The 23,640-nt window shown below is 63.7% G+C and carries 21 protein-coding genes and 1 tRNA gene; 7 read left to right on the forward strand and 15 right to left on the reverse strand.

Annotation, left to right across the window (positions count from 1 at the left end; translation table 11 throughout):
• Nucleotides 1–287 precede the first annotated feature (287 nt).
• Together XBLMG947_RS23295 and XBLMG947_RS19030 are read right to left on the reverse strand one after the other, a co-directional pair.
• On the reverse strand, nucleotides 288–464 hold the full coding sequence (locus tag XBLMG947_RS23295; RefSeq protein WP_065470139.1) for a hypothetical protein: 177 nt from the start codon (nucleotides 462–464) through the stop codon (nucleotides 288–290).
• A gap of 382 nt (nucleotides 465–846) precedes the next feature.
• Nucleotides 847–933, reverse strand: a tRNA-Leu gene (locus XBLMG947_RS19030).
• Between the two features lie 138 nt (nucleotides 934–1,071).
• Here XBLMG947_RS19030 and XBLMG947_RS19035 point away from each other — a divergent pair.
• Together XBLMG947_RS19035 and XBLMG947_RS19040 are read left to right on the forward strand one after the other, a co-directional pair.
• Nucleotides 1,072–1,452 carry a response regulator gene (locus XBLMG947_RS19035; protein ID WP_065470140.1) on the forward strand — a complete coding sequence of 127 codons (381 nt, stop codon included), beginning with the start codon at nucleotides 1,072–1,074 and terminating at the stop codon, nucleotides 1,450–1,452.
• Nucleotides 1,453–1,667: 215 nt separating this feature from the next.
• The gene (locus tag XBLMG947_RS19040; protein ID WP_065470141.1) at nucleotides 1,668–5,060 is read left to right on the forward strand and encodes a PAS domain S-box protein; all 3,393 of its coding nucleotides are present in this window, start codon (nucleotides 1,668–1,670) and stop codon (nucleotides 5,058–5,060) included.
• Nucleotides 5,061–5,567: 507 nt separating this feature from the next.
• Here XBLMG947_RS19040 and XBLMG947_RS19045 read toward each other — a convergent pair.
• On the reverse strand, nucleotides 5,568–7,922 hold the full coding sequence (locus XBLMG947_RS19045; protein ID WP_065470142.1) for a Tex family protein: 2,355 nt from the start codon (nucleotides 7,920–7,922) through the stop codon (nucleotides 5,568–5,570).
• Nucleotides 7,923–8,027: 105 nt separating this feature from the next.
• Nucleotides 8,028–8,255, reverse strand: a complete 228-nt coding sequence (locus tag XBLMG947_RS19050) for a hypothetical protein (RefSeq protein ID WP_065470143.1) — start codon at nucleotides 8,253–8,255, stop codon at nucleotides 8,028–8,030.
• A gap of 189 nt (nucleotides 8,256–8,444) precedes the next feature.
• Here XBLMG947_RS19050 and XBLMG947_RS19055 point away from each other — a divergent pair, with 189 nt between their 5' ends.
• Nucleotides 8,445–9,656 carry an NAD(P)/FAD-dependent oxidoreductase gene (locus XBLMG947_RS19055; RefSeq protein ID WP_065470144.1) on the forward strand — a complete coding sequence of 404 codons (1,212 nt, stop codon included), beginning with the start codon at nucleotides 8,445–8,447 and terminating at the stop codon, nucleotides 9,654–9,656.
• Here the strand turns inward: XBLMG947_RS19055 and XBLMG947_RS19060 are convergent.
• From XBLMG947_RS19060 to XBLMG947_RS19080, 5 genes are all read right to left on the reverse strand, one after another.
• Nucleotides 9,614–10,090, reverse strand: coding sequence for a hypothetical protein (locus tag XBLMG947_RS19060; RefSeq protein WP_065470145.1), 477 nt, complete (start codon nucleotides 10,088–10,090; stop codon nucleotides 9,614–9,616). The genes XBLMG947_RS19055 and XBLMG947_RS19060 overlap by 43 nt on opposite strands.
• Nucleotides 10,091–10,098: 8 nt before the next feature.
• Nucleotides 10,099–10,296, reverse strand: a complete 198-nt coding sequence (locus XBLMG947_RS19065; protein ID WP_011347425.1) for a PspC domain-containing protein — start codon at nucleotides 10,294–10,296, stop codon at nucleotides 10,099–10,101.
• A gap of 115 nt (nucleotides 10,297–10,411) precedes the next feature.
• Entirely contained in the window at nucleotides 10,412–11,488 is a 1,077-nt protein-coding gene (locus tag XBLMG947_RS19070; RefSeq protein ID WP_065470146.1) for a class III poly(R)-hydroxyalkanoic acid synthase subunit PhaC, read from the reverse strand.
• On the reverse strand, nucleotides 11,485–12,696 hold the full coding sequence (phaE, locus tag XBLMG947_RS19075; RefSeq protein WP_065470147.1) for a class III poly(R)-hydroxyalkanoic acid synthase subunit PhaE: 1,212 nt from the start codon (nucleotides 12,694–12,696) through the stop codon (nucleotides 11,485–11,487). The genes XBLMG947_RS19070 and phaE overlap by 4 nt, the downstream gene beginning before the upstream one ends.
• Before the next feature lie 54 nt (nucleotides 12,697–12,750).
• The gene (locus tag XBLMG947_RS19080) at nucleotides 12,751–13,365 is read right to left on the reverse strand and encodes a CDP-alcohol phosphatidyltransferase family protein (RefSeq protein ID WP_065470148.1); all 615 of its coding nucleotides are present in this window, start codon (nucleotides 13,363–13,365) and stop codon (nucleotides 12,751–12,753) included.
• A gap of 132 nt (nucleotides 13,366–13,497) precedes the next feature.
• Here XBLMG947_RS19080 and XBLMG947_RS19085 point away from each other — a divergent pair, with 132 nt between their 5' ends.
• Nucleotides 13,498–14,256 carry a 3-hydroxybutyrate dehydrogenase gene (locus XBLMG947_RS19085; RefSeq protein ID WP_065470149.1) on the forward strand — a complete coding sequence of 253 codons (759 nt, stop codon included), beginning with the start codon at nucleotides 13,498–13,500 and terminating at the stop codon, nucleotides 14,254–14,256.
• A 334-nt stretch (nucleotides 14,257–14,590) separates the two neighbouring features.
• Here the strand turns inward: XBLMG947_RS19085 and XBLMG947_RS19090 are convergent, their stop codons facing one another.
• The 3 genes from XBLMG947_RS19090 to ppsR all read right to left on the reverse strand — a co-directional run bounded on the left by XBLMG947_RS19090 (nucleotide 14,591) and on the right by ppsR (nucleotide 16,684).
• Nucleotides 14,591–15,079 carry an NUDIX hydrolase gene (locus XBLMG947_RS19090; RefSeq protein WP_065470150.1) on the reverse strand — a complete coding sequence of 163 codons (489 nt, stop codon included), beginning with the start codon at nucleotides 15,077–15,079 and terminating at the stop codon, nucleotides 14,591–14,593.
• Nucleotides 15,080–15,149: 70 nt separating this feature from the next.
• On the reverse strand, nucleotides 15,150–15,659 hold the full coding sequence (locus tag XBLMG947_RS19095; protein ID WP_065470151.1) for a DUF1249 domain-containing protein: 510 nt from the start codon (nucleotides 15,657–15,659) through the stop codon (nucleotides 15,150–15,152).
• Nucleotides 15,660–15,862: 203 nt separating this feature from the next.
• Complete coding sequence (gene ppsR / locus XBLMG947_RS19100; protein WP_010373220.1) at nucleotides 15,863–16,684, reverse strand: posphoenolpyruvate synthetase regulatory kinase/phosphorylase PpsR; 822 nt, start codon at nucleotides 16,682–16,684, stop codon at nucleotides 15,863–15,865.
• A gap of 142 nt (nucleotides 16,685–16,826) precedes the next feature.
• On the opposite strand from ppsR, the gene ppsA reads away from it, so the two are divergent.
• Both ppsA and XBLMG947_RS19110 read left to right on the forward strand, forming a co-directional pair.
• Nucleotides 16,827–19,205 (forward strand): phosphoenolpyruvate synthase, encoded by a 2,379-nt coding sequence (ppsA, locus tag XBLMG947_RS19105; RefSeq protein WP_065470152.1) that lies wholly within the window; start codon nucleotides 16,827–16,829, stop codon nucleotides 19,203–19,205.
• Nucleotides 19,205–20,197, forward strand: a complete 993-nt coding sequence (locus tag XBLMG947_RS19110; protein WP_065470153.1) for a mechanosensitive ion channel family protein — start codon at nucleotides 19,205–19,207, stop codon at nucleotides 20,195–20,197. Before ppsA ends, XBLMG947_RS19110 begins: the two co-directional genes overlap by 1 nt.
• A 208-nt stretch (nucleotides 20,198–20,405) precedes the next feature.
• Here the strand turns inward: XBLMG947_RS19110 and orn are convergent, their stop codons facing one another.
• The 3 genes from orn to mntR all read right to left on the reverse strand — a co-directional run bounded on the left by orn (nucleotide 20,406) and on the right by mntR (nucleotide 22,054).
• Nucleotides 20,406–20,990 carry an oligoribonuclease gene (gene orn / locus XBLMG947_RS19115; RefSeq protein WP_065470154.1) on the reverse strand — a complete coding sequence of 195 codons (585 nt, stop codon included), beginning with the start codon at nucleotides 20,988–20,990 and terminating at the stop codon, nucleotides 20,406–20,408.
• 72 nt (nucleotides 20,991–21,062) lie between these two features.
• The gene (gene tadA / locus XBLMG947_RS19120) at nucleotides 21,063–21,518 is read right to left on the reverse strand and encodes a tRNA adenosine(34) deaminase TadA (RefSeq protein WP_083993270.1); all 456 of its coding nucleotides are present in this window, start codon (nucleotides 21,516–21,518) and stop codon (nucleotides 21,063–21,065) included.
• Between the two features lie 68 nt (nucleotides 21,519–21,586).
• Nucleotides 21,587–22,054, reverse strand: coding sequence for a manganese-binding transcriptional regulator MntR (gene mntR / locus XBLMG947_RS19125; RefSeq protein ID WP_065470156.1), 468 nt, complete (start codon nucleotides 22,052–22,054; stop codon nucleotides 21,587–21,589).
• A 145-nt stretch (nucleotides 22,055–22,199) separates the two neighbouring features.
• On the opposite strand from mntR, the gene XBLMG947_RS19130 reads away from it, so the two are divergent.
• A complete protein-coding gene (locus XBLMG947_RS19130) occupies nucleotides 22,200–23,534 on the forward strand; it encodes an Nramp family divalent metal transporter (RefSeq protein ID WP_065470157.1) in 1,335 nt (444 codons plus the stop codon).
• Nucleotides 23,535–23,640 lie beyond the last annotated feature (106 nt).

Genomic DNA, 23,640 nt, shown 5'->3' on the forward strand with positions numbered 1-23,640 from the left:
TGGCACTGCCAGGGCTTTTTTTGCCTGTGCTTTAGTATTGGCATCCGCATTGAACGGATGTTGCGGCGATTACAGGATCAGACAAGCGGGCGTGCAATTGCATTCGATGGTGCGGCTTGCCTGCAATAACACCGCCACGCACCCACAAGTGCCGTCAGCGTAGGCGTGATTCACGCCAACCGCCTGGATGCGTGTACGGGCGGCTTGACCCGCACCGCCCATTAACGCAAATCAAAACCTTCCGCCTGATCGGCAAGCCAACCACGCGGCGCACCGCACGCAATAGGTCAGGCCTGCCCGCTATCCAGCACCTTGCGGCCCTCATGCGTCAGGTCGATGTCGCCGTCTTCGGCCTGGGTGGCGTAGCCGGCACGTACCGCCCAATTGCCCTCTTCGTCCGCCACCGGCTTGGTGTCGTGGATGTCGCGCAGGATGCGCAGCTGTTGCGAAGCGTCGAAGTCCATGGAGGTGACCTATTCAAAATAGACGTCCAAGGTACGCATGCAGCGTGATGGTTGCGTGCCTGCAACGTCATCCATTGCCCGCGCACTGCATGGCGCTCGTGCGCAACGGTAGTCGTGTATCTGCGGCACGTGCGAGCCGATGGATGAAATCAGCTCCAAAGCATTCGCATCATGCGGCACAGGTTCGCGAAGCGCTCCACTCCTGATAACAGCGGCCCAGACATCCTGACCGATTGCTCCGCCCTTACCCTGGCCAACGGATCGCAGTCACCGGCGTCTGGAATCACAGAAGCCGCCGAGACCTGCATCTTGCCAAAACGATACACAGCAAAAAGCCCCACCGAATTTCTCCAGAAGGGCTTTTGCTGGGACTGCAACAACTTGGTGCCGAAGGTGGGACTCGAACCCACACGCTTTTAAGGGCGGCGGATTTTGAGTCCGCTGCGTCTACCGATTCCGCCACTTCGGCGTGGCCGCGCAGTATAGCGACTTGTTGTTGAAACGACCAGTGTCGGTTCGCCCCTGACGAATTCAGCTGCAAGCAGGGTCTGCAGCGCTTCGGACAGGCAGTCCCGATATACTGACCAATTACGTGAAGGAGTAAGCAATGTCGGTGTTGCGTGGAGCTCGGGTACTCGTGGTCGAAAACGATGACATGAATGCCATGCTGCTCGACATGCAGCTTGTCCAGGCAGGCGCCGTCGTCATGGGCCCGGTCGGAGAAGTGCGCGATGCCTTGCAGCTCATCAGCGCCGACGCGCCGGATATTGCCGTGCTGGACTATCGGCTGGGTAATGGCGAAACCAGCGAACCGGTCGCGCGACTGTTGTCGGAGCGCGGTATTCCGTTCGTGCTGGCGACCGGCGTTGCCAGTGGCAGCATCCCAAGCGGTTTCGAGCGCGGGGTCATTCTGACCAAGCCCTACCTGTCCGAAGAACTGATTAACGCATTGTCCAGGGCGCGCGAGCTGAGCGACGCCAAGAGCTGAGCAGCAGCACCTGCTGCGAGGCAGGCCCATCGCCGTGCAGGCACTTTGGCCGGCACGCATGCGATCTATCTTTACCACTCTTTCTTCCTGCCCACCTCGCTCTTTATGGTCTACGCGGCAAGCGTCTCTGCTGATCGCCGGTTCCTCGGCGCCGCCATTGCCGGCACGGTTGCCACTAGAATCTGGCATCGAATCATGACGGGCGGGGTCGCTGGATGGATATCGCCGTGTCGCCGTTGGCCGGCTTGCTGCCGGAGACGAGCGAAACGACAGCATTGTTTTTCGCTTCCGCACATGCTGTGGACGCCCTGCTGCGCGACAGCCCCGCGCTGCGCACGGCGTTATCGGTCTGCTTGCACGCGCAGGTGCCGATGCTGTTGGAGTGGGGGCGCGACGCCCGCTGCATCTACAACGATGCCTGCATTGCAGTGCTGGGGCCGCACCATCCGTCGGCATTCGGGCAGCCGCTTGCAGCGCTGGCAAACGCCTCCGATCGCGCTGGCGAGCAAGCGGCTGCAACGGTGCTGGATCTGGCAACCTGGTCATGCAGCCCAGTACTGCAAGCCGGCGAGCGGTTAGGCGCGCTGTATGTAGGCGTTGCGGCTACGAGTACCGAGGTCAGCGAACAATCTCGCAGCGACAGTCGCGACAGTTTTTTATTGATGCTGGAGGACGCACTGCAGCATGTGTCCGATCCGCGACAGATCATCGATACCAGCGTGCGTCTGCTTGGCGAGCATCTGCACGCGAACCGTTGCGCGTTTGGCCTGGCCGCCGCCGATGGCAGCACCATGCATGTGGTCAGCGATCATGTGCAAGACATGCCAAGCCTGCAAGGCGATTTTCCGCTGGAGGTGGCGCAGGGCCTGCGCGATGCGCTGCTGGATAACCGCCCTTGGTTCACGACCGATGCGATGGCGCCGGGTGCGCCTGACTATGTGGCCGAGCAGTACCGCCGCTCCGGATTGCGCGCCTCGCTGGCCATTCCGTTGCACAAGCACGGCCGACTGGTGGCGGCGATTGGCGTGCATCAGCGCGCACCGCGGCGCTGGCTACCGACCGAAATCGAACTGGCGCGGTTGGTGGCGGCACGCTGCTGGGAGTCGATGCAACGGGCCAAGGCGCAGCAGCAACTATCCGCCAACGAAGCGCGCCTGCGTCGCCTCGCCGACACGCTGCCGCAGATCATCTTCATTGCCGATCCGGACGGACGGCCGCACTACTTCAACCAGCGCTGGTACGAGTACACCGGCCTGGATCCGTCCAATAACGAAGATGCCGCTTGGCACCGGGCGCACACCGCCGACGGCTTGCGCCTGTCCGCGCAGGCCTGGGCGTTGGCATTGAACGGCGAGCGCGCGTTCGAGGTGGAGTGCGAGCTGCTGCGTCACGATGGACAGTCGCGCTGGCACCTGGTGCGCGCGTTGCCGGTGCGCGGCGACGACGGCAGCATCAATGAGTGGATCGGCACCTATACTGACATCCACGACCGGCGCGCGTTCGAAAAGCGATTGCGCGAGAGCGAAGCACGCTTCCGTGCGCTGTGCGAAACGGTGCCGGCGATGATCTGGATGGCCGACGCGCAGGGCGATTGCGTGTACTGGAATCCACGCTGGTACAACTTCACCGGACAAGGAGAAGACCAGGCGCTGGATCAGGGCTGGTGGGATGTGATGCATCCCGATGACGCGGCGCGCGTGCGACATGCCTTCGAACGGGCGCTCAATCAACGCGGCGAATTTCTTGCCGAATACCGCGTACGTCGCCACGACGGGCAATACCGTTGGTGCATCGACACTGCATCGCCGCATTTTGCCAGCGACGGGCGTTTTCTTGGGCACATCGGCTCGCTCACCGACATCTCCGAGCGCAAGCACATCGAAGATGCCACCGCCTCCGACCGCGCGATCCTGAGTCTGATCACGACCGGCGCGCCATTGCCGGTGGTGCTGGATGCGATTGCGTTGAGCGTGGAGGCGCGCGGTGAAATTCCCTTGTACTGCTCGGTGATGGTGCGCGATGAGATCCGCCACACCTTGAGTTTTGGCTCGGCACCGCATTTTCCGATTGAGTACAGCGGGCACTTTGAGCCATCGCCGATCGGGCCGGATGGACCACCCTGCGCCCGTTCGGCGCATTTGGGCCGTCAGGTGATCTGCACGGATATCCAGGCCGATGCAAGCTTCGCCAGCCACCATGCGATCTCGGCGGCGATGGGCATCGCGGCGTGCTGCGTCACTCCGATCCTGGCCAGCAATGGGCAGGTACTGGGCACGCTCAACATTTATTACGACCGCCCTCACCTGCCCTCGTTACGCGAACAGGCAATGGCGCGCTCGGCCTCGCATCTGGCCGGCATCGTGATCGAACGTACGCGTGTGGATGCGAAGCTCAAGTTGTCGTTACAGGCAGAAACCGGTGCGCGCGCGCAAGCCGAGCATGCCAGCCGGGTCAAGGACGAATTCCTTGCCACGCTCAGCCACGAGTTGCGCACACCACTCAACGCGATTCTGGGTTGGTCGCGGTTGATGCAATCGGACATTGCGGAGCCGGCCAATCTGGGCCGAGGCCTGGTGATCATCGAACGCAGTGCGCGTGCGCAAACGCAGATCATCGACGACCTGTTGGACATGAGCGCGATCCTGTCCGGCAAGATCCACCTGCAGGCCGAGCATTTCGACATCGCCGGGCTGGTGCGCAGCACGCTGGAACTGATGCAGCCGACTGCACTGGCGCGCGAGATCGCGCTGGAACTGGACGCGCCTTGCGATGGCGAATTGTGGTTCTTCGGCGATGGCGGGCGGCTGCAACAGGTGCTCACCAACCTGCTCAGCAATGCGCTCAAGTTCACCCCTGCCGGCGGCACGGTGCGGGTGGCGATGGACGTCGAAGACGAGCGCCTGCGGCTGTGCGTACAGGACACCGGCATCGGCATTGCGGCGGATTTCCTGCCGCATGTCTTCGACCGTTTTCGGCAGGCCGATGCCGGTACTACCCGGCGCGTGGGCGGCCTGGGTTTGGGCTTGTCGATCTCGCGTCAGTTGGTGGATCTGCATGGCGGCAGCTTGGGTGCGTCCAGCGCGGGCGCAGGCCAGGGCGCGCTATTTACCATCGTGTTGCCGTTCCAGCACGGGGTGAGCGAGCTGCGCCCTGCCTCGGCAGGCACCAACCACGTGAGCACGCTGCCGGACGAGTGCCGCGACCGCCTGGCTGGTGTGCGCGTCCTGCTCGTCGACGACGATCAGGATTCACGCGAAGCAGTGATGCAGTTCCTGATGCTTGCCGGCGCGCAGGTGCAGGCTGCCGGATCGGTGGAGGCGGCCGAGCAATGCCTGGCGAACGCGCACTTCGACGTATTGGTCAGCGATATTGCCATGCCCTTGCGCGATGGCTACGATCTGATCCGCACCGTGCGTTCGGGCCGCGCCGATCTGCCGCGGCATATTCCGGCCATCGCGCTCACTGCTTATGTCCGCGCAGAAGACCGCGACCGCGCGGTGGTGGCCGGCTTCGATGCGCACATGGGTAAGCCGGTGGAGCCGCCCGGCCTGGTCGACCTGATCGAACGCTTGATCCTGCCGGCGCATTCGGTGCGGGATGAAGCGTGATGGCACCAGCGCATGGGTGTGCAAATTATGATCGGCGAAATTGAGGGAACTTAGCCGCACGAGGTGCGTTACCTCCTGCGGCGCGTGAGAGAGTGAAAAGCTTGGTTGATCGAGGGCGCGGTGCCCTCGTGCGGTGCCATCGCCAGACAGTCTGTTGGCTGCTTGATTGAACGCGATGCGCATCGACCAACTCCACTGGTCCTTGCCCGCAGACCGTCGCGGGACCTTATGCGGCATGGATGCCGCGTAAGGGCGTACAAGGACGGACTTGCAGCGTGCCCTGCGATGTTGGGCGGGTAAGGCCCCTGCAGTAAAGCCTCAGATCAATCGGGCATTTGGCGACATGCATACCACCAACGAACCCAGCTAGCAGTACGCCTTATCTCCCTAGTCACGATCTGCCGCGATGACATCGAAACCAGACTGCAGACCAGCGCACGGCGACGATTGCTCCACGCCACTCAATCACGCCGGTCAATCACACCGCCAAACAATCAAAAGCGCGACTTAGCTACGCTTGGCGCGCGCAAACGCGGCTGCCAATGCGTTGTCGGCCGGCGGTGCGGTGGTCCGCGGTTTGGTATTGACTTGCGCTTGACCACGGCCACCGCCGTCGCGCCTGCCCTGCCCCTGGCCGCGGGCGTCGCGCGGTTGCGCTGAGCCATCGGCCGGTGGGGGCGTGTCGGACAGACGGCAGGTCAGCGCAATGCGCTTGCGCGCCACATCCACTTCCAGCACCTTGACCTTGACGATGTCGCCGGCTTTGACCACATCGCGTGGATCCTTGACGAAGGTCTCCGACAACGCCGAGATGTGCACCAGTCCATCCTGGTGCACGCCGATATCCACGAATGCCCCGAACGCGGCCACATTGCTGACCACCCCTTCGAGCAACATGCCCGGCTTGAGGTGCTTGATGTCCTCGATGCCTTCGGCGAACTGTGCCGCCTTGAACTCGGGACGCGGATCGCGGCCGGGTTTTTCCAGTTCCTTGAGAATGTCGCGCACGGTCGGCACACCGAATTGCTCGTCGGTGAACATCTCCGGCTTCAGGCCACGCAGAAAACTGCCGTCGCCCAGCAACGCCTTGATCGGCTTGCCGGTGGTGCTGACGATGCGTTCGACCACCGGATACGCTTCCGGATGCACCGCCGACACGTCCAGCGGCTCGTCGCCATCGGCAATGCGCAGGAAGCCGGCGCATTGCTCGAAGGTCTTGTCGCCCAGCCGCGGCACCTTGAGCAGGTCCTTGCGCCGCTTGAACGGGCCATTGTCGTCGCGGTGACGCACGATGTTTTCCGCCACCGTGCTCGACAGCCCGGACACGCGCGACAACAGCGCCGCCGAGGCGGTATTGACGTAGACGCCGACCGCGTTGACGCAGTCTTCCACCCGCGCTTCCAGTGCCTTGGCCAGACGATATTGATCCACATCGTGCTGGTACTGACCCACGCCGATCGCCTTGGGTTCGATCTTCACCAGCTCGGCCAACGGATCCTGCAGACGACGCGCGATCGACACTGCACCGCGTAGCGACACATCCAGATTCGGGAACTCCTTGGCGGCGAACTCGGAGGCTGAATACACCGAAGCGCCTGCCTCGCTCACGACGACTTTCTGCAGCTTGGTCGCGCCGCATAGCGCAATCGCCTCGCCTGCCAGCTTGTCGGTCTCGCGGCTGGCAGTCCCGTTGCCGATCGCGATCAGCTCCACATTGTGCTGCATGCACAATTTTTTGATCGTCTGCAGCGACTGATCCCATTGACGCTTGGGCTCGTGCGGGTAAATCGTTTCGGTGGCCACCAGCTTGCCGGTGGCATCGACCACGGCGATCTTGCAACCGGTACGGATGCCGGGATCCAGCCCAAGCACTACGCGTGGACCGGCCGGCGCTGCCAGCATCAGGTCCTTCAGGTTGTCGCCGAATACCGCGATCGCCTCGGCCTCGGCCTTTTCGCGCGCCTGGTTGAACAGGTCCAGCAGCAGGTGCATGTGCAACTTGGCGCGCCAGGTCAGCCGGCACGCGTCCAGCAACCAGCGGTCGGCCGGGCGGCCTTCGTTGGAAATGCCCGCACTGCGCGCCACGCGACCTTCGGCATACTGATGTCCGGCTTCGGCATCGCTGCCGGGGTCCAGGTCCAGATAAAGGAATTCCTCGCGACGTGCGCGGAACAGCGCCAGCAAGCGGTGCGAGGGAATTTTTGCCAGCGCTTCGGCGTGGTCGAAGTAGTCGCGGTACTTGGAACCGGCCTCTTCCTTGCCCTCGGCCACGCGCGCGCGGATCACGCCGTTGTCGTTCAGCCAGCTGCGCAACTCACCGACCAGTGACGCATCTTCGCCCCAGCGTTCCATCAGGATCGCGCGAGCGCCTTCCAGCGCGGCCTTGCTGTCGGGCACGCCCTTGTCGGCATCGATGAAGGCTGCCGCGGCGACGTCCGGCGCCTGCGCCGGATCCGACAACAGGCCATCGGCTAACGGATCAAGCCCGGCCTCGCGCGCAATCTGCGCGCGGGTCCGACGTTTGGGCTTATAGGGCAAATACAGATCTTCCAGCCGCGACTTGGTGTCGGCCGCCACGATCTCGTCGCGCAACTCGTCGCTGAGCTTGCCCTGCTCGCCAATGCTGGACAGGATCGCCGCGCGGCGCTCTTCCAGTTCGCGCAGGTAGATCAGGCGCGTTTCCAGGTTACGCAACTGGGTGTCGTCCAGGCCACCGGTGACTTCTTTGCGGTAGCGGGCAATGAATGGGACGCTGGCGCCCTCATCGAGCAGGGCAATGGCGGCGCGCGCCTGGGCGGGCTGAGCACCGATCTCGTCGGCGATGGTGCGAGCAATCTGCTGGGCAAGCTGGCTATCGTGCATGACGGCGCGGGGTGAACCGCTTCACTGGAAAAAAAAGCATTTTCGCAGCGCAGGCCCGCCACGGAAACCCGTTGACAGCGCCGTCGTAAACCTATGCCGCCACGCTCAGCTGACGTGGCGTGCGTAATGCGTGGCGGCGCGCTCGACCAGGATGCTTTCGTGCAGCGATTCCAGCGCCATCACACGGACCTTGCCCATATTTTTCAGGGGCACCATGCGCTCGACGTAGACTTCCGGGCCAGCGTCGGTCATCGCACGCGATTTACGGAACCCGTAAGGCACCACTCCCTTGTCGCCATCTTTGCTGCCACCGACGTACAGGACGATCGACATACCACACCTTGTCTGCTGCTGTTGCTGCGTTGTGGCGGGAGGATACCCAGCGCGCCGTGAGGAGCTTTCCACGCACGTTAACGCCGGCTGTTTGCGGTTTGGTGACGGCGTCAAGGCAGGGCCCGCCTCACGGCCGCTTCACCCTGCTTGGCTGTCAATCGCGATCCGCCAACTCTGTTACGACACCGCATGGACCTCAAAAGTGGCTACCCGTTCTGGTCGATCCGAAACGGATTGATGCGCGCCTACCCGCGCCTGGAGCAAGACACCCAATGCGAAGTCGCCATCGTCGGTGGCGGCGTCACCGCGGCACTGATTGGCCACGAATTGCTGCGTCACGGCCACGAAGTGGTGGTAATCGAGCAGCGTGACATCGGCTGGGGCAGCACCTCGGCCAGCACCGCGCTGCTGCAGTACGAAATCGACACGCCAATGATCGAACTGGCCAAGCAGCACGGCATGCAGGCGGCGGCGCTGGCCTATGGCGCGTGTGCGCAGGCCATCCTCGACCTGCAGGGTCTGTGCAATACCTTCGGCGGCACCGACTTCACGCGCCAGGACAGCCTGTACTACGCCAGCCGCGTGCGCGATGTGGGCGATCTGCGTCGCGAACTGGAGACCCGCAAGACGCACAAACTGCCGGTGGAATGGATTGAACGCGAACAGCTGTGGCACGACTACGGCGTGCAGTCGGAAGGCGCGATCCTGAGCCGCCTGGCTGCCAGCGTCGACCCGTACCGGCTGTGCTACCGGCTGTTTTCCGAGTGCGAGCAATACGGCGCGCGCATCTACGACCGCACCACCGTTGCCGCGATCGACCCGCACGACCAGCATGTCGATCTGCGCACCGAAGATGGCGTCAGCGTACGCGCGCGTCACGTGATCCTGGCGGCCGGCTATGGCAACCAGCGCTGGCTATCGCAGCGGGTGGCGCGCAATCGCAGCAGCTATGCCTTCGTGACCGACCCCTTGCACGACAGCGAGATGGGCGCGCTCAAGCACACCATGATGTGGGAGACCGCGCGCCCTTATCCCTATGTGCGCAGCACGCCGGACGGGCGCGTGGTCGCCGGCGGCGAAGACGACGACATCGACATCCCCGCGCGCCGCGACGCGCGGGTGGAGCGCAAGCTCAAGACGCTGCTGAAGAAAATTGCCAAGACCATGCCCGATGTCATCCTGCGCCCGGCGTTCTCGTGGGCCGGCACGTTTGCCGAGACTGCCGACGGGTTGCCGTTCTTCGGGCCGCATGCCGAATTGGGGCCACGCGTGGCGTTCGCGATGGCCTATGGCGGCAACGGCATCACCTATAGCGCTATCGGCGCCGGCCTATTGCGTGCGCAGCTGGAGGGCACACCTCACCCGTTGTCCGAGTTGTTCGGCTTCTCGCGTCTGGGTTGAATACGCCACGGCCACCAGCCGTGGCCGTGCATCGCATATGTATCGGCGGCCCGCTCCAGCGGGTTGCGCACGTGGATGCCTCCGCACAGAAAGTACACCGGCAAAAACAGCGGCCCCAGCAGCATGTATTGATAGACATGCGCCCGCTCGTGGTCGCCCAGGCGCACCGGCGGATGCTCACACCGGCCGGCGGCATGCGCGTAGGTGCTGCATTGCAGGTCAAGGGAAGCACCTTTCAGCAGGATCACGTTGCCCAACGTCATCGCCCCGCCCGGCCCCCATGGCCAGGCGTGAAATACCAGCGCATGTTCTCGCCGGGACCAGCGTGGGCGCGCGCCAAACCACCACCCGGCCGCGCCGATCGCCAGTCCAAGGACCGTGTTGGGCAGCGTCCACAACGCGCCGAGAGCCTGCAAGGCAAACCGCCCACGCATTGTTGGGTTCAATCGGCCTGGTTGGGAATCAGCAGCCACAGAATCAGATAGACCAAGATGCCGGGAAACGCGGCCGAGGCGATCGACACGATGACGAACAACACGCGCAGCAGCGTGGAGCTCCAACCAAAACGACGCGCGATGCCGCCAACGACCCCGGCGATCATGCGGTCGTTAAGTGAACGGGACAGTGTGGTGGTGGACATGGCGAAACTCCTGCAGAACGTAGTCAACAGTCTAGAAAGCGCGAAGGCTGTACATCGTGATGGCGACGCGGCGCGCTCAGCGCAGCGTCACCTGCGCGTGCTGCAGGCAGCGACGTCAGGCATGACCGTCACGTTCCTGCAGCCAGCGATGGATCGCCACGGGCACCTCGCGCTGCGCGCGCCCCGAGACGTAGATCCCGATATGCCCGCCGCGAAAGCTCAGTTCGCTGTAATCGTCGCTACCGACCAGCCCGCGCAGCGCCCGTGAGGCATCCGGCGGCACCAGGTGGTCGTGTTCAGCGTAGATATTCAGCACCGGCATGTCGAGCGCCTGCAGATCGACCGCCTGCCCGCCGATGCTCACCTGCCCGGTGACCAGCCCATTGCGCTGATAGAACAACGTGACGAATTCGCGGAACGCTTCGCCGGCCAGGTCGGGTGAATCGAAAATCCATTTTTCCATGCGCAGAAAATCTTCCAGCGCCTGCTTGTCGTCGAGAATGTCCAGCAGGCCCACGTACTTTTGCAGATTCAGTCGGAACGGTTTGAGCATCAGGTAACTGGCGTTCATCAGATCCGCAGGCACGTTGCCCATCGTGTCCACGAACAGATCCACATCGACCATGCGTGCCCAGTTGGACAGCATGTTGTCGGGGGTATGGAAATCCACCGGCGTCACCATGGTGATCAGGTTGCGCACCTTGGCGCACTGCAGCGCGGCGTAGCATAACGAGAACGTGCCGCCCTGGCAGATGCCGAGCAGATCGACTGCCTCTCGCCCAGACTGCGCGCGCAAGTGATCCACGGCGCCATCGATGTAGCGCAGCAGATAATCTTCCAGCGTGAGATAGCGCTCGGAGCGATCCGGGTAGCCCCAATCCAGCACGTAGACGTCCTGGCCGTGACTCAATAGTCCTTTCACCAGCGAGCGATCTGCCTGCAGATCGACCATGTACGGGCGATTGACCAGCGCATAGACGATCAGCAGCGGCGTCTTGGCCACCGGCGCCTGCTCGCCGATGAAGCGGTACAGCACCACTTTGCCGTCGCGCCAGATTTCTTGGCGCTCGGTGACGCCGTAATCCACATCGTCCACGCCCGGCAACAACTTGAGCCCTTCGCGCAACTTGCGTTGCATCGACAGGGTTTCCTGCATCAGGTCTTCGGCGCTGAATCCTAACGGGCCTTTCATGCCTGCGCTCCACGTGGCTTCCGTGCGGCGGATTTGCCGGCTGCCGGCCTGGACGGGGTCTTTGCACCAAGCTTCTTGTTGGGCGGCGTCTTTTTCGCTGACTTGCTGGTGGCCGCGTTCTTGTTAGGCGTGGTTTTGGGGGGCGGGGTCTTGTGGACGGCCGCCTTCGTCGACGCACCCTGCTTGACCGGCCGCGCGGCGCCGCCCGGCTTGGCAGCCGACGCACGCTTGCCGGCTGCCGGTGCCGCCACCGGATCAGGCTCGGGCGCCGCAGCGGGCCTGGCCGGCGGTGACGCTGCGCTGCGCAGCATCCGCCTGACCAGGCGTTCCAGTTCGGCAATGCGGCGGTGCGCGGCGTCCATCTCCGAGCGCGTCGGCATACCGAAGCGTTCGCTGAGCTGCTCGACTTCTTCCTGCAGCGCAGCGCGCAGGCGCATGTGGGCATTGGCGAAGCCGCCGTACACCTCGCGAAACTGGTCCGACAGCGCGACGTCGGCATAGGATTCTTCGGCGGCTTCGATCCACAGGTCGAACAAGGCGCGGGCGCTGGTCAACTGGCTGCCGCTACTCTCGTGCTCGCTCAGCTTGGACGCAAACCGCGCAAACGCCTGCTCGATCGCCGCCTTGAGTTGCTCGCCGTAGGCTTGCGACTGGGCCTGGAAATCCTGCTGCGCACGAGCCAATTTCTGCAGGCGCGACTGGTGATTGCGGTTCAAACCGAACGCCGGCATGTCCAGCCACGGCGCGTTTTCTTCGCGCCACTTTTGCAGCGTCTGCGCCGCCTCCTGCAGCCACGGGTCGAACCCACCCGGGCTGCCGCCGCGCAGCGACCCCAGCGTCCACTGCATCAGCTGTTCGCCCTGCCCTTTTACGGCCTGGCGCCAGGCATCGGCCACTTCATTGGCCGAGGTATCGCGCCCGGCGAACTGCGCGGCCACCTGTTGCATGGTGCCGAACCAATCGCCGGCCTGGGTGCGGAAGCGGTCGATCGCCTCCTGCGCCTGCGGTGCGGCCTGGGTGGGCAGCAACTGCGACCACCAATCCACCGCCTTGCGCCAGTCCTGCGTGGCGTCGCCACCGGACGCGGGCGGCGGTTGCTGCGCAGCGGCGCCGGCCTGGCCGTGGCGCATGGCATCTCCCCAGGCAGTCCAGTATTGGCGCGCCTTGTCGTCGAAGTTGCCGTTGTCCGAACCGCTGCTTGCCATCATTCCGTCCCGTGACCGTCACCCAGCCATCCTACCGCGTGCGTACCGGTGTGCCGCTCAGGGTTTGGGGATTCGCAGCGTCTTGCTGATCATCAGCGAGCCGGACACCGCAAACAGCAGCACCAGCGGGTGGAACTGCCACGGCCCCAGCTGCCACTGGCCCCACCACAAGGTGTCGCCAAGATGGCCGCTACTGGCAGCAACCGCGAGCAGAATCACCAGCAGCAGGCTGGTCGGAATGGGCGTGCCTTCGAAGTACGGCACCTTGTCGGCCTCACCGGCGATCTCTTCGGCGGTGACGTTGTAGCGCGCCAGCCGGCTGACGCCGCAGCAGACGAAATAGCTCAACACCAGCCAATCCCAGCCGCCGCGCATGCCGCAGGCGTAGCCCAGCGCCGCTGGCGCTACGCCGAAGGAAATCACATCCGCCAGCGAGTCCAGCTCGCGGCCCAAGGTGGAAGACGCCTTGCGCCAGCGCGCCACATGTCCGTCCAGCGCATCGAATACGAATGCCAGCGGAATCAACGCCATCCCCAGCAACAAATCGCCACGATGCCCCTCCTGCAGGAACCGCATTGCCGCAAACACCGCACCGGTGCCGCAGAAAGCGTTGGCAAGTGTGAACCAGTCCGCCAGTTGGAAATCGCGCAGCATCGAAAAATGGCGTTTCATGCGGAGCCTGAGGTGAGCAAGACACGAAGGGTAACGCGCGCGCGCCGTGCAGGCGACCGTTTCGCCGCACTCGGCTAGGCTGGCGATCGGCGTGACCGCTCCCGGCCGCGCACCACTCCGTGAGGACACTCGATGCGCAACATCCTGATCACCGGCGCGGGCAGTGGCATTGGCGCCGGTATCGCCACCCAACTGGCGTCCGACGGCCATCACCTGATCGTCAGCGATGTGGAGCTGGCCGCCGCCGAGCGCACGGCAGATGCGTTACGCCAGGCTGGCGGCTCGGCCGAGGCGCTGGCCCTGGACGTCACCGACGCAGACAGCATCGCGCAGGCACTGGCCAACGCATCACGCGCCCCGCAGGTGCTGGTGAACAATGCCGGCCTGCAACATGTCGCTGCGCTGGAGGAGTTCCCGATGCAGCAATGGGCGCTGCTGGTGGATGTCATGCTGACCGGCGCCGCGCGGCTCAGTCGCGCCGTGCTGCCCGGCATGCGCGCGGCAGGCTATGGCCGCATCGTCAATGTCGGCAGCATTCATTCGCTGGTGGCCAGCCCGTACAAGAGTGCCTATGTCGCCGCCAAGCATGGGCTGGTCGGCCTGGCCAAGGTCATCGCACTGGAAACGGCCGATTGCGACATCACCGTCAACACGCTGTGCCCCAGCTATGTGCGCACGCCGCTGGTGGAGCGGCAGATCGCCGATCAGGCGCGCACCCGCGGCATCGCCGAGGACGCTGTGATCCGCGACGTGATGCTCAAGCCGATGCCCAAGGGCGCCTTCATCGCCTACGACGAGCTGGCCGGCACCGTGGCGTTCCTGATGTCGCATGCCGCGCGCAACATCACCGGGCAATCCATCGCCATCGATGGCGGCTGGACGGCGCAATGATCGCGCTGGTGAAATTTTGATCAGCCGTTGCTCGCGCCAACTGGCGCAAGGGATGCACGCACTTGTCCACAGAGTTGCGCAGTGTCCATCCACAGGGGGTGTGGAGAACCGCGCGACGCCTGCGGTCGCGTTGGCATACCGAGATACCCGCCAATGGTCGCTGCATGATCCGGGAACGGTTGCGTCTGGTGAATGCCGGGTGCTGCGCCGTTAACCGATATCGCGCGCCGATGACGTCGAGCTGCGACAGTTGGGTTCGGCTAACGCGCGTGCTGGCACAGCGTCAGCGGCTCGGTTCATAGGCATTGCGCACGGCGGCGGGCACGCGAACCGATCAGATCCGCGAATACGTCCACGACTGCATGCGCCCGTCGCGATACGGCATGACGCCGTGGAACGGGCGCGGGTCGCCATCGAACACCAGTGGCAGGAAGTGGCGGTCGCCCTCCCACATCGGCACCTGGTTCATCTGTGCGATGGAAATCCACTCCAGCGTGCCCTCGGGATTGGATGCCTGCGGGATGCCGTCGAAGCTGCGGATCAGGAATACGAACCCCAGCCAGTCCTCGCCCTGCTTCCCGAAGCCCGGCCAACTGATCGTGCCGCGCAATTGCATGTCGCCGCACTCCACGCCGGCTTCTTCGCGGATCTCGCGACGCATGCAGGCCAGCACGTCTTCATCCGGTTCCAACTTGCCACCAAGCCCGTTGTACTTGCCCAGATGCTGGTCGCCTGGACGGGCATTGCGGTGGATCATCAATACCTGGGTGCCGTCCGGCGACAACAGGTAGCCAAGCGTGGCGACAATCGGGGTATAGGGCATGGCATGCGATCTGACACGAAGCGGATCAGTATGACTGAAGCGGCGTGCCGCACGCGGCGGCAAGGCTGGCTCAGCCGACGGCGGCCTGCGGGTTCGGCCGCGGCGGCGCCACGTAATTCGTATCCAGGCGCAACGTGGCGACGCCGTGGCCGCGCTCGGCCAGGTACTCCAGCCACTTGCCCAGGAACGTATTCATGCGCATGCGGTGGCTGATCAGCTCGGCCGGCGGCGGGAACATGCCCATCACGTCCTGCCAGCGACGGCCGACATAGCAATGCGTTGTCTCGGCCTGTCGCGCATCGCGATACAGGCGTACATACGCCGACGGGTCCGGCTCGCCGGTCACCGGGTCGCACAGGTCGTAGGTCAAGCGCAGTTCCACCGTGTAGCGGTGGCACTCGATCACGTCCAGCCGCAGGTTCAGTCCGTCGCCGATCGACGACACATAGGAACCGGGCGCCAGATCGGCTGGAGCGAATAGCCGGGTCAGATGCTGGAAGTTTTCTGCGTACAACCCCATCAGCCAGCCGAAGCGGCTCAATTTGGGAATGCGTTCGAGTTTGCTCAGTGCTTGCGCCATGGACCGATCCTACACGCTGCGCCGCCGCACGGGCAGCATTGACGATGGCCCAACGGCAGGCCTGCCTTGGCGGAGCACTGCCCCGCCCGCTTTCTACCCACAAGCCGCCGCCGCAACTGCACGGACAGCGCTCCAGTCCGTGTGCGCAGTCCGCCAGGACATGCTGGGCGGCGACAAATAAATGTCCAGCCACCACTCTCGACTCAAAACATCTCGCGCTGCAGCCCCAACGTGGACAACACCTTGCTGGAGATTTCTTCGATCGATGTATTGGTCGTGCTGAGCGAGGGAATGCGCTCCATCTGGAACATGCGCTCGGCGATGGCCACTTCGCGCCGGCAGGTTTCTGCCGCGCTGTAGCGCGAATTCGCCCGCCGCTCCTGCCGAATCTGCTGCAACCGCTCCGGGTCGATGGTCAGACCAAACAACTTGCTGCGGTAATTGCGCAACCGCGGCGGCAGCTGTTCGTTTTCCAGATCTTCGTCGGTGAGCGGATAGTTGGCGGCGCGGATGCCGTAATGCAAGGCCAGATAGATGCACGTTGGCGTCTTACCCGCCCGCGACACCGCCACCAGAATCACATCGGCCTCGTCATAGTTGAGCGCAATGCCGTCGTCGTGGCTCAGCGCGAAGTTCATCGCATTGATGCGGCGGTGATAAGTCTCGAAATCGACCATGCCGTGCGCGCGACCCACACGCGAATGACGCGGCGCGTTGAGCTCGCGCTCCAGTGGCTCGATGAAGGGCGCGAACACATCCAGCATCAGCGCACCGCTTTCAGCCAGGATCATGCTCAATTGCGGATCGACGCACGAATTGACCACGACCGGGCGCACTTGGTACCGCTCACCCGCGGCGCGCACACGCATTGCGGCGTCACGCGCTTTTTCTGCATCATCAATGAACGACATGCGGTCGGTGACGAAGTTGAATCCGCTGAACTGGGTGAGCAGGCTATGCCCAATCGTTTCAGCGGTGATACCGGTTCCATCGGAGACGTAAAACACCGGCCGAATTGTTGACATCGAGACCACCTCTTTGAACTAGTGTTCAAAACTTACGGGTTCATGCTTGTGCAGGTTCCGCTGTGCACTGCATCATAGCGGCTTCTTCCTACGGACGCGGCCATCCAGCCCGCTCGGGCGATGGCCATACGGAGCATCGCGCTTGAACGAGAATATCCTGTGGTTGCACGAGCTACGCCTGGCCGATCTGGCCCGCGTAGGCGGTAAAAATTCCTCACTTGGCGAAATGATCGGCAACCTGGCCGGGTTGGGCGTATCGGTTCCGGGTGGATATGCGACTACCGCGGAAGCTTTCAAGGACTTCATCGCACACAACGATCTGTCCAAGCGCATCTTCGACAAGCTGGCAACGCTGGATGTCGAAGACGTCAATGCGCTCACACTCGCCGGCAAGGAAATCCGCGACTGGGTGATCGACGCCCCGCTGCATCCGGAACTGGACCGCGACATTCGCACTGCCTACGCACAGCTTTGCGCCCAGAACGGCGGCGGCGACGTGGCCGTGGCCGTGCGCTCCTCGGCAACCGCCGAAGACCTGCCGGACGCTTCGTTCGCAGGTCAACAGGAAACCTTCCTCAATGTGACCGGCGCCGACGACGTGGTGCACAAGGTCAAGGAAGTGTTCGCCAGCCTCTACAACGATCGTGCGATTGCCTATCGCGTGCATCATGGCTTCAAGCACGAAGACGTGTTCCTGTCGGCCGGTGTGCAGCTGATGGTGCGCTCGGGCGTGGGTGCGGCCGGCGTGTTGTTCACGCTGGACACCGAATCCGGTTTCCGCGATGTGGTGTTCGTCACCTCCAGCTTCGGTCTGGGCGAAATGGTCGTGCAGGGCGCGGTCAATCCGGACGAGTTCTATGTCTACAAGCCCACGCTCAACGCGGGTAAGCCGGCGATCCTGCGCCGCTCGCTCGGCAGCAAGGCGATCCGCATGGTGTATTCGGATGTGCCCGGCGAACGCGTACGCACCGAAGACACCCCGGCAGAGTTGCGCAGCACCTTCTCGATCAGCGACGAAGACGTGCAGGAGCTTTCCAAGCAGGCGCTGGTGATCGAAAAGCATTACGGCCGCCCGATGGATATCGAGTGGGCCAAGGACGGCATCAGCGGCAATCTCTTCATCGTGCAGGCGCGCCCTGAGACGGTGAAGTCGCGCAGCCATGCCACCCAAATCGAGCGCTTTTCGTTGGAGGCCAAGGACGCCAAGATCCTGGTCGAAGGCCGCGCGGTCGGCGCCAAGATCGGCAGCGGCGTCGCACGCGTGGTGCGCTCGCTGGACGACATGAATCGCGTGCAGGCGGGCGATGTATTGATCGCCGACATGACCGACCCCGATTGGGAGCCGGTGATGAAGCGCGCCTCGGCGATCGTCACCAACCGTGGCGGTCGTACCTGCCACGCGGCGATCATCGCGCGTGAACTCGGTGTGCCGGCAGTGGTGGGCTCGGGCAACGCCACCGACGTGCTCAGCGACGGCCAGGAAGTGACGGTGAGCTGCGCCGAAGGCGACACCGGCTTCATCTATGAAGGCCTGCTGCCGTTCGAGCGCACCACCACCGACCTGGGCAACATGCCGCCCGCCCCGCTCAAGATCATGATGAACGTGGCCAACCCGGAACGTGCATTCGACTTCGGCCAACTACCCAACGCCGGTATCGGTCTGGCACGCCTGGAAATGATCATCGCCGCGCACATCGGCATCCACCCGAACGCGCTGCTGGAATACGACAAGCAGGACGCCGACGTCCGCAAGAAGATCGACGCCAAGACCGCCGGCTACGGCGATCCGGTGAGCTTCTACGTCAACCGTCTGGCCGAAGGCATCGCCACGCTGACCGCCTCGGTTGCACCGAACACGGTGATCGTACGTCTGTCGGACTTCAAGTCCAACGAATACGCCAACCTGATTGGTGGCTCGCGCTACGAGCCGCATGAAGAGAACCCGATGATCGGCTTCCGCGGCGCCAGCCGTTACGTCGATCCCTCCTTCACCAAGGCGTTCGCGCTGGAGTGCAAGGCGGTGCTGAAGGTGCGCAACGAGATGGGCCTGGACAACCTCTGGGTGATGATCCCGTTCGTGCGTACGCTGGAAGAAGGTCGCAAGGTGATCGAGGTGCTGGAGCAGAACGGGCTCAAGCAGGGCGAAAACGGCCTCAAGATCATCATGATGTGCGAACTGCCGTCCAACGCGCTGCTTGCCGATGAGTTCCTGGAGATCTTCGACGGCTTCTCGATCGGCTCCAACGACCTGACCCAGCTGACCCTGGGCCTGGACCGCGACTCGTCGATCGTGGCGCACCTGTTCGACGAGCGGAACCCGGCGGTGAAGAAGCTGCTGTCGATGGCGATCAAGTCGGCGCGCGCCAAGGGCAAGTACGTGGGCATCTGCGGCCAGGGGCCGTCGGATCACCCGGAACTGGCCGAGTGGCTGATGCAGGAAGGCATCGAGTCCGTCTCGTTGAATCCCGACACCGTGGTCGATACCTGGCTGCGTTTGGCCAAGCTCAAGAGCGAGAGCTGATGGGACTGGTGGGTGCGATGTGGGCCGCAGCTGCGGGAGCAGCTGCGGCAACGCCGGTGGCGGCAGCAGGCGCAGCAGTTGCGAAGCCGGCGGCGGCCAGCGAGCCGGCATTCAATTGGGCGGCCGTTCCGTGGGCACAGTACGCGGTCAATTGGGGTGTGGCGCTGCTGATCATCGTGGTCGGCATGTGGCTGGCCAGGCAACTCAGCCAGTGGTTGCACCGCGCGCTGACCCGCGCGCGCGTGGAGATCACACTCACCAACTTCCTGCGCAACGTGATGTATGCGTTGTTGCTGGTGTTGGTGTTCGTCAGTGCGCTTAGTCAGATCGGTGTACCGCCGACCTCACTGATCGCAGTGCTCGGGGCGGCAGGCCTGGCAGTCGGCCTTGCGTTGAAGGATTCGCTGTCCAATATCGCCGCAGGCGTGATGCTGATCGTGCTGCGGCCCATGCGCGATGGCGACCATGTGCTGATCGCAGGCCAGGAAGGCATCGTCGACGAGATCAGGATCTTTCAGACCCGGATCCGTTCGTTCGACGAACGCATGATCACCCTGCCCAACAGCACGATTACCACTGCCCCGATCATCAACTACAGCACCCTGCCCAACCGTCGCCTGGAAGTGACCGTGGGCGTGGGCTACGAAGACGATCTGAAGAAGGCGCAGCAGCTGTTGCTGCAAATCGCCAAAGACAACCCGAACATCCTGGAATCGCCTGCACCGTTCGTGCAGGTCACCAACCTGGGCGAGAGTACGGTCGATCTGATGTTGTTCGCGTATGCTACCAACGGCAACTTCGGCACCGCCAAGAGCACGACGCTGGAGCAGATCCGCAACCAGCTTCTGGAAAACGGGCTCAACATCCCGTATCCGCAGCGCGATCTGCATGTGTATCACCACGACGCCGATGGCAAGCCGATTTCAGATCTGTTGCTCAAAGGCATTGCCGACGATGGCGACCTGAGCAAAGGCCCTTCGCTGGCACGGTGAGACGGCGACACCGGCAATACCGCAGTCGAAAACAAAAAGGCCGCATCGAACGATGCGGCCTTTTTGTCAGCGGGTGGCGCCAAGTCGCGTTTGCAAAGCGTGCGAAGAAGTGAGGCCGAGCGCTGCTTCAAATACGCGCTGCACCTCTCATTCCACTGCACGCCTCACACTGCTGACGACCAACTGCGCAATGCGCGCCTGCAGGGTCTCAGCCTTCCACACCCGCAGCGGTATCGCCACCGAGCGCGCCCATGAACTGCCGATAGTGCCGCAACTCGTCGATCGAATCGCGTACATCGCTCAATGCGGTATGCGCAGAACTCTTGGCGAACCCATTCGCCACCGTCGGCGCCCAACGCCGCGCGAGCTCCTTGATGGTGGACACGTCCAGATTGCGGTAATGGAAGTAACGCTCCAGGCGCGACATCTGGCGGTGCAGGAAGCGGCGATCCTGGCAGATCGAGTTGCCGCACATCGGCGAGGCGCCAGCGCGGATCCACTCGCTCAGGAAAGCCACCGTCTGCGCTTCGGCCTGGGCGTGGGTGACCTGACTGTCGAGCACGCGCTGCCACAGACCCGAACGGCGGTGCTGATTGCGGTTCCACTCATCCATCGCTTCCAGGGTGTCCAGCGGGTGCGCGATGGCCAGTTCCGGCCCCTCGGCAAGCACGTTCAACTGCGCATCGGTCACGATGGTGGCGATCTCGATGATGGAATCGCGATCGGTATCCAGGCCGGTCATTTCCAGATCGATCCAGATCAGTCGGTCGTTGCCTGCAAGGTTCTCTGCCATATCGCCGTCCTGTGGAAGGCCGTCGCCGGCCGGATGCTGAAAAGGGCGCGCATCATACCGCGGCCACGTCGCTCAGGGCGCAAGTGGCGGTTTGCCGCGCTTGGCCCTGAAGTAATTGGTCAGCCGCAGACCTGCATCGGCGGCCAGCACGCCACCGCTGACCTGCACGCGGTGGTTGTGGCGTGGGTCGGCAAGCAGATCGAACACACTGCCGCAAGCGCCGGTCTTGGGGTCGCTGGCGGCGAACACCACCCGCGCGATCCGCGCATGGATCATTGCCATGGCGCACATCGCGCACGGCTCCAGGGTGACGTACAGCGTGCAGCCGATCAGGCGGTGATTGGACAGGCGGCGCCCGGCTTCGCGCATCGCCACGATTTCGGCATGCGCGCTGGGATCGTGGCTGGCGATGTTGAAGTTCCAGCCTTCGCCAAGCACATTGCCTCCGGCATCGACAACCAGCGCGCCGACCGGGATTTCGTCGTAGTCGCGCTCGGCACGCTCGGCCAATTGCAAGGCGTGCTGCATCCAGTGCACGTCGATCGCTGCGTGTAGCGTACCGACCGGCGCATCAGTGGGCACCTCGGCCGGCACGCTCACGTGGCCGAACCGCCGTGGCGGTCCAGGAACGCGGCGAACGCGGCAACCGTGGCCTCGCTGACATGGTGCTCGATGCCCTCCGCGTCGCGACGCGCCGTGGCTTCGTCGATGCCAAGCGCAAGCAGGAAGCGCTCCACGATCTGGTGCCGCTGGCGGCTGGAGGCAGCCAACGCCTCGCCGGCCGGTGTCAGAAACACCCCGCGATAAGGTCGTTGGACGACCCACCCATCGCGCACCAGCCGCTTGAGCATCTTGGCCACGGTAGGTTGCGCCACGCCCAGGCGTGCAGCGATATCGACCTGACGCGCCTCGCCGCCGTCGACCAGCAGATCGGAGATCAGCTCCACATAATCTTCGACCAGCTCGGCGCGGCGCGCTTCGCGCACCTGACGGAAGCTCTCCATGTGCACCTGCGCATCGATCAGGACCGGCGCAGCCGCTTCCACCTTTTCGCTCTTGCCCACCCTCGTCCTCGTCATCGTCGCCGGCGTTCGTGCCCGGATGTGTAGTTTGAGGCACACAGCCGATCAATACGATTGAGTTTGCCACTGCTCAATAGCATAGCACTTGCTATATCATGCATTTGACCGCTCTCGCCGCCTGCCTTGCATGTCCGCCGACACCCTTCCCCCTGCACGCGCTTCCGCCGCCACCAACGGCGGCCTGGGCAACCACCACGCCAGCGTCTCCGTTCCGAACGGCGGCCATTGGTGGTTCCGCTTGCTGGCGTTTCTGGGACCGGGCTACATGGTGTCGGTCGGCTACATGGATCCGGGCAACTGGGCCACCGATCTGGCTGGCGGCTCCAAGTTCGGCTATCTGCTGCTGTCGGTGATCCTGTTGTCGAACTTGATGGCGATCGTGCTGCAGGGCCTGTCGGCGCGACTGGGCATCGCGACCGGGCTAGATCTGGCGCAAGCCTGCCGCGTGCGCTATCCGCGCCGCGTCAATCTGGCGCTGTGGGGCATTTGCGAACTGGCGATCATCGCCTGCGATCTGGCTGAGGTGATCGGCACCGCGATTGCGTTGAAGCTGTTGTTCGGCATCCCGCTCACCGCGGGCGCGATCATCACCGCGGTGGATGTGGTGCTGGTGTTGTTGCTGATGAACCGCGGTTTCCGCGCGCTGGAAGCGTTCGTGATCGCGCTGCTGCTGATCATCTTCGTGTGCTTCGGCATCCAGATCGCACTGGCCGCGCCGCCCATTGCGGCGGTGCTGGGCGGTTTCATTCCGCGTGCGCAGGTGGTCACCGACCCGCAGGCGTTGTACCTGGCGATCGGCATCATCGGTGCGACGGTGATGCCGCATAACCTGTATTTGCATTCGTCGATCGTGCAAACACGCGCGTATCCGCGAACCGATCTCGGCCGCAAATCGGCGCTGCGCTGGGCGATCACTGACAGTACCGTGGCATTGATGGTCGCATTGTTCATCAACGCCTCGATCCTGATCCTGGCGGCGGCGGTGTTCCATGCGCAGGGTCGCACCGACGTGCAGGAAATCGAACAGGCGCATGCGTTACTGGCGCCGATGCTGGGGGTTGGCCTTGCCTCGACCCTGTTTGCGGTGGCGCTGCTTGCTTCCGGCATCAACTCCACCGTGACCGCCACGCTGGCCGGGCAGATCGTGATGGAAGGCTTCCTGCAATTGCGCCTGCCGCCGTGGGTGCGGCGCCTGCTCACCCGCGGCATCGCCATCGTGCCGGTGGTGATCGTGACCTGGTTGTACGGCGAAGCCGGCACCGCGCGGCTGTTGGTGCTCAGCCAGGTGGTGTTGTCGATGCAGTTGCCGTTTGCGGTGATTCCGTTGGTGCGCTTCGTCTCCGACCGCCAGTTGATGGGCGCATTGGTTGCGCCGGCATGGCTGGTGCGCATCGCTTGGGTGATTGCGGCGGTGATCGTGTGCCTGAATCTGAAGCTGCTGTGGGACATCGCGCTGCACTGAGACCTAGGCGTTACGGTTGGGCTCGATCAGGTCTGGCATGCCGCGCGCAAGCCGAGAAGAAGACCTCGCACAGTCTTCGCCTCAACACGAGCCATCACGGATGGAC

Origin of the sequence: Xanthomonas bromi (assembly GCF_900092025.1) — a bacterium.
GTDB lineage: Bacteria > Pseudomonadota > Gammaproteobacteria > Xanthomonadales > Xanthomonadaceae > Xanthomonas > Xanthomonas bromi.